General features: G+C 55.3%; 6 protein-coding genes. 1 reads left to right on the top strand and 5 read right to left on the bottom strand.

Annotated features, from left to right (window positions below):
- On the top strand, positions 1-1,703 hold a 1,703-nt coding region (locus KQI65_18045; protein MCB2206648.1), incomplete at its 5' end, for a hypothetical protein.
- A gap of 349 nt (positions 1,704-2,052) precedes the next feature.
- On the opposite strand, the gene KQI65_18040 is transcribed toward KQI65_18045, so the two are convergent.
- The 5 genes from KQI65_18040 to KQI65_18020 form a co-directional block, all read right to left on the bottom strand.
- A complete protein-coding gene (locus tag KQI65_18040; GenBank protein ID MCB2206647.1) occupies positions 2,053-2,766 on the bottom strand; it encodes a nucleotidyl transferase AbiEii/AbiGii toxin family protein in 714 nt (237 codons plus the stop codon).
- Positions 2,712-2,915, bottom strand: a complete 204-nt coding sequence (locus KQI65_18035) for a hypothetical protein (protein ID MCB2206646.1) — start codon at positions 2,913-2,915, stop codon at positions 2,712-2,714. Before KQI65_18035 ends, KQI65_18040 begins: the two co-directional genes overlap by 55 nt.
- A gap of 9 nt (positions 2,916-2,924) precedes the next feature.
- Positions 2,925-3,722 (bottom strand): hypothetical protein, encoded by a 798-nt coding sequence (locus KQI65_18030; protein ID MCB2206645.1) that lies wholly within the window; start codon positions 3,720-3,722, stop codon positions 2,925-2,927.
- Between the two features lie 175 nt (positions 3,723-3,897).
- The gene (locus KQI65_18025) at positions 3,898-4,242 is read right to left on the bottom strand and encodes a hypothetical protein (protein ID MCB2206644.1); all 345 of its coding nucleotides are present in this window, start codon (positions 4,240-4,242) and stop codon (positions 3,898-3,900) included.
- Positions 4,239-5,026 (bottom strand): hypothetical protein (locus tag KQI65_18020; protein MCB2206643.1); only part of this gene is annotated, 788 nt, incomplete at its 5' end. The genes KQI65_18025 and KQI65_18020, both read right to left, overlap by 4 nt.

The following is a 5,026-nucleotide window of genomic DNA, read 5'->3' as shown; positions in this document are numbered from 1 at the left end:
CCACCGACAACTGTTCGGCCGTCCCCAACCTGAACCTCCTCAGCGACGTCACGACCCCGCATGCAACCTGTGCCAACGCCTACATTCAGGTTCGCACCTGGAACTTCGATGACGGCTGCGGCAATGTGAGTGCGAACTACGTGCAGACCATTACCGTCGAAGACAACACCGCGCCTGTCGTTACGACACTCGCCGGAGCCCTCGACGCCACGCTCGAATGTTCGAACCTCGCCGGCATCGCTGCGGCGCTGGCACTCGTTCCGACTGCGACTGACAACTGTATGGCGAGTCCCTATATCAATATCGTCAGCGACGTCACAACACCGGACGCAAACTGCGCCAACGGCTACGTCCAGGTTCGCACATGGAACTTCGATGACGGCTGCGGCAATGTGAGCGCGAACTACGTGCAGACGATTACCGTTCAGGATACGGAAGCACCGACATGGATCAACCTTCCGCCAAGCAATATGGTTGTAGACTGTGCGACCGATCCGATTCCGTTCTGGAATCCGGTCCTCGGCATCGACTTCAACGACAATTGCGATCCCAATCCTGTACTCTCCACCCCGATAGTCCACGACATCGTTCCGCAACCGGATGGCACGAAGTGGCATATCCGTTCATGGAAACTCGTGGATATCTGCATGAACGAGTCCGTAATCGTTTCACAGACCATCGTCGAGTCCCGCTGCCAGTTTGCCACGCTTACGCAGGGCTTCTACGGCAACGTGGGCGGAAAATACTGCGGAAACGGTGCGACAACGCCTACTCTCCTCAGTCAGTTGCTGACAAGCGAACTCGTCATCGGAATTCCCGGCAACTCTGGATCCATTACCTTCGGTATCGGACAGGGTAATTGCGTCATCCAGTACCTGCCCGGCGGAGGGCCTTCGGCCGTGCTGCCGTCGTCCGACTATACATTCGGTACGAATTGCAACATCATTCCGGGCAACTTCAGCCAGGTCAAGAATGGAAGATTCCGTAACAGCCTGCTGGCGCAGACGATCACCTTCGCTCTGAACCTGCGGTTGGATCCCTATCTCACGACGGACATCAAACTGCCTCCCACGACCACGCCGTATCTTTGGACTCTCGAGTCCGACTACGTCAACGGTGTGTGTCTTGACGGCAACGATGTCGAAGTCCCGCTCACCACGCAATCGTACCTGATCCCGCCCAGCGTGATCACTGCGATGTTGACAGTGTTCGCTCCGGCGACGGACCTGTACCTGACCGACCTGCTCGCGTTCGCGAACATGGCTCTGGCAGGACAGAACACCTACGGCGCGTCACTCAGTGACATCACAACGGCTCTTGATGCGTACAACAGCGGATTCGACGAAGCACGCTTCTTCGAAGGGTATCACGCCGCGCCGACTCCCAAGGCGATGGTGCGTGATGCTGCACCGGAAGACTTCGCGCTTGAGCAGAATCACCCGAATCCGTTCAATCCTTCAACGACAATCTCGTTCACAATTCCGGTTAACTGCAGTGTCAGACTGGCTGTCTACAACGCCCTCGGTGTTGAAGTCGATGTGCTCATCGATCGTAGTGTCCCTGCTGGGACGCACTCGGTTGTCTGGAACAGCAGCGATGTAAGTTCGGAACTCCCCTCCGGCGTCTACACCTATCGCATACACGCGATCGGTACCGACGGCGAGGAATTCCACGATATCCGGAAGATGATGCTGGTCCGATAACAGCACATTTCCACAGCGCATGGATCCGCAATCCGTGTGTCTCGATTCCCACGACCACGAGGCCGACTCTACCAAGAGTCGGCCTCGTTATATTTTCCATGATATGTCGCGGTTTCACGAGCGGGTTGAGTTAAACTGTTCGTTCCACGGAGAAGGCAGATGCTCTATCCACCTGAGCTACGGGAGCGTAATAAAATCAATGACTTAGCGAAGCCGCAGCCACTGTTCAGAAAAATATTCTGAACACTTCGCTCGTGTTTGAACTGTTCAGACTTCTGTGGAAAATACGGGATTTTCGGGTGGAGAAAAAGAGAGAATCTTGCCATCCTCGTTACCCCTGAAGAATCATTCATCCGACAGCACGTGCGACCTGCATGACTGCATCGATTGCTCGCTGCACATCAAAGGACTGGTAATCCTCCTCCCTGAGAACAGGACGAAGACGCGTCTCGATCTGCGCCACCAGGCCATCCATTCTCTCGCTGGAGATATTCGCCGGGAGATTCCCCGGGACAGCAAGCTTGCGCTTCACCAATTCGATAAACTGCTGACGTTCGATGTCGATCGCGCCAATCTGCATCGCATAGTCGATATCGAAAAAATCCCTGACGGCGACCTCCGGCCGGATCAGTGCGGCACGAAATTTTTCCGCATAGGCTTCGGTCAGGGCAATGGAAGGCGCATCGAATCTCTTCACCGCTTCCGCGTCGGTGCCGGGATGTCGGAGCAGCGTATGTGCGGCGCCGTGATGGATCGGTTCGTACAGCGGTTCGCGCATGCTGATCTCGAGCTTGACCGTTTCCACCACGTTGCTGATCGCGGAGGAATACCCGACCGCGCCGAGATACTGCGAGGACTGATTCGCACCCTCGAGGGGCTGAACGATATCAAAGCATGAGTTGTCAGTACGCTGCCGCTCGAAGGCATCCTTCACGGGCGCAATCATCTCTCGTTTGATTGAGCGCTTCGCATCGATCTCCACGGGAATGAGGAAATCCATGTCCTCGCTCATCCTGTAAAATCCCGCATGGACTTTCGCAAGACAGGTACCACCTTTGAACACCAGGGGAGATCAGTGTTCACCGCGAGCGCGTGCAGAAGAACGCTGCAGTAATAGTCCTTTTCGATCAGCCGTGCTCCGAAGCCGGTGCTGGCTGCTGTGTAACGGATCGCCTCCCTGAACAGGGCCGTATCCTCGTGGAATGTCAGCATCGCACCCCCCTATATGCTGTTATCGATGATTCCCCATTGCCGGTGCGTGCTTCCGCGTTTCGGACGACCGGGTATCCACGGAATGGTGCTGCTCGTTGCCGTGAGCGCCTCTCGAAGAGGTTCAACTGCCTCGTTCTCATATCCCTCCTTTTCCATGAGATAACCGATCCTGCGGCGAGTCCCTACATCCCCGAATGCCACGGCGCATTCCGCGAGTTTCATCGGATTGCATCTCCCAGCGGAGATTTCCCGGCGAATCCAGTCGTACCCTCGCGGGAGGCTGCCGAAGCGGGACCAATCGTACACGGCATCCACCAGCGTCCTCACCCGCGATGAGTACACGAGTTCTTTCCCACTGCTCGATACGACTGAAGTGGTGGAACCCAGCCGCTCCGGTGCGACTTTGATCAGCGACAGAGCGACCGCGGCAACACGCTTCGTCCCAGAGAGCCTGTCGTTGTATACATCGATCCGGTTCGGTATCTGATCGTCAAAGCCGTAGAAGTTGAAGGCTGCCTGACCGCTTACCTGATACGTCCCTTGCTGCCCGGTGATCAGCGCATGCAATACCTGGGCTTCATCAGGACTCCACTTGCCTCCCAGCGGCAACCGCTCCGGCAGAAGGTACAGTCCGCGCTGCACCTGGGCGATCATCCCTGCCCGGTTAAGCCTGTCCAGCAACTCCCTTTCCTGCTTCATTGTGAGTCCGAGTGGTTCGAGCAGATCCCCGCTCCGCAGCACAAGCAGATTTCTCAGTTGCGCGTACGCGAAGAGCTGCGCCTCCATTTTTCCGATCCGTCTGCTCATTTGTGCATCATATTTCTTTGTTATTGCCTGCACGGCAATATAAACAAAATACATTGCACTGTGCAATATGAAGTGCCATTGGGCTGCAAATCGTCTACCGTCCTGTCGTTTGTTCAGAATTTCCGGAACAAATCTCCCAGAATTTGTTCAGAAATATTGTGCATCAAATGTCAATTCACAGGCGCATCAGATGCTTTACATATATACGATCACCGTTGGAGATGACAGCCGTGTAGCTCCCCGGCAGCACTGCCGAAATATCCAGGCTCTCGGAGATGCTTCCGTCAGCGTGTACCGTGACTGGTTTCTCCATGACGAACGTGCCATCGGAGGCATACAGCCTGAGTCTGCCCTGTGTCGACAGCAGCTGCGCACCGTTCCACCGCACAGCTGTTGCCATCTTCAAACGTGGGAGCCGTGAGGCATCGATGGATTCTATCGAAACGCTCAGGGGCTGAGCGGCAGCGGGGATGCTTGCCAGGAGAAGCACCAGGGACGTTATTGCAGTTTGGAGTCTCATTTCACCATTACCTTAGTGTTTGCAACGCCGCTCCCCGTCACCAACCTCAGCACGCACACCCCGCGCTCGAGTCCGATGGTGGACCACTGCACAGTTCGCCGGGTGGCAGTGACCTCGGCATCCAACACTACCGCCCTTCTGCGCCCGAGAAGGTCGTAGAGTTCGATGCGGACGGGTCCCGGCCGGGTGAGTTCGAGCTCGGTATTCATCATTCCACCTTGCGACACCGGCTGTGGCCATGTTGAAATGATGCGAGGGGATTGTGGCAAGGACGGTGTGACGTTCGTCCAGTTGATGCCGCCGTTGGTGGTTTTGAGGATGGAGAATTGAGTTGTTACCCATGCGACGTCATAGTCATTTGAATAGATTCCGTAACCAGCATAACCATAAAGCTCACCCTCAACTGAGTAGGATCTCCATTCGTCCGTCGATGATATAAAAAACTTATTCCCCAAGGAGCCCAATCCGTAACTGCTACCTGATTGATTGATATTAGCGATCATCATACCGTACTGAATCACATCAATTGAATCCCAGTGCGCACCGGCATCCGTACTTTTCAGCAAATTCCACCGCCGTGAATCTCTCTCCTGGTAATGCAGATATACTGCCCCCTCGTCAGTGAGGATAATACCTTGAGCATCCAGCGTCTGAGGTGCCTCGACAACGCTGCGCCAGGACATACCCCCATCGTTACTTACGGCTATCTTGCTTTTCGTAATTGCATAGCAATCTGGATACCCTGATATATCAATGGCCCCGCGGCCGATCATTTCCAGACTCA

The sequence above is a fragment of the bacterium genome (assembly GCA_020444325.1).
Taxonomy (GTDB): Bacteria; Bacteroidota; Ignavibacteria; order SZUA-365; family SZUA-365; genus BM516.
Note: the sequence above shows the minus strand (reverse complement) of the source record. Positions and strands in the feature narration are given on the sequence as shown.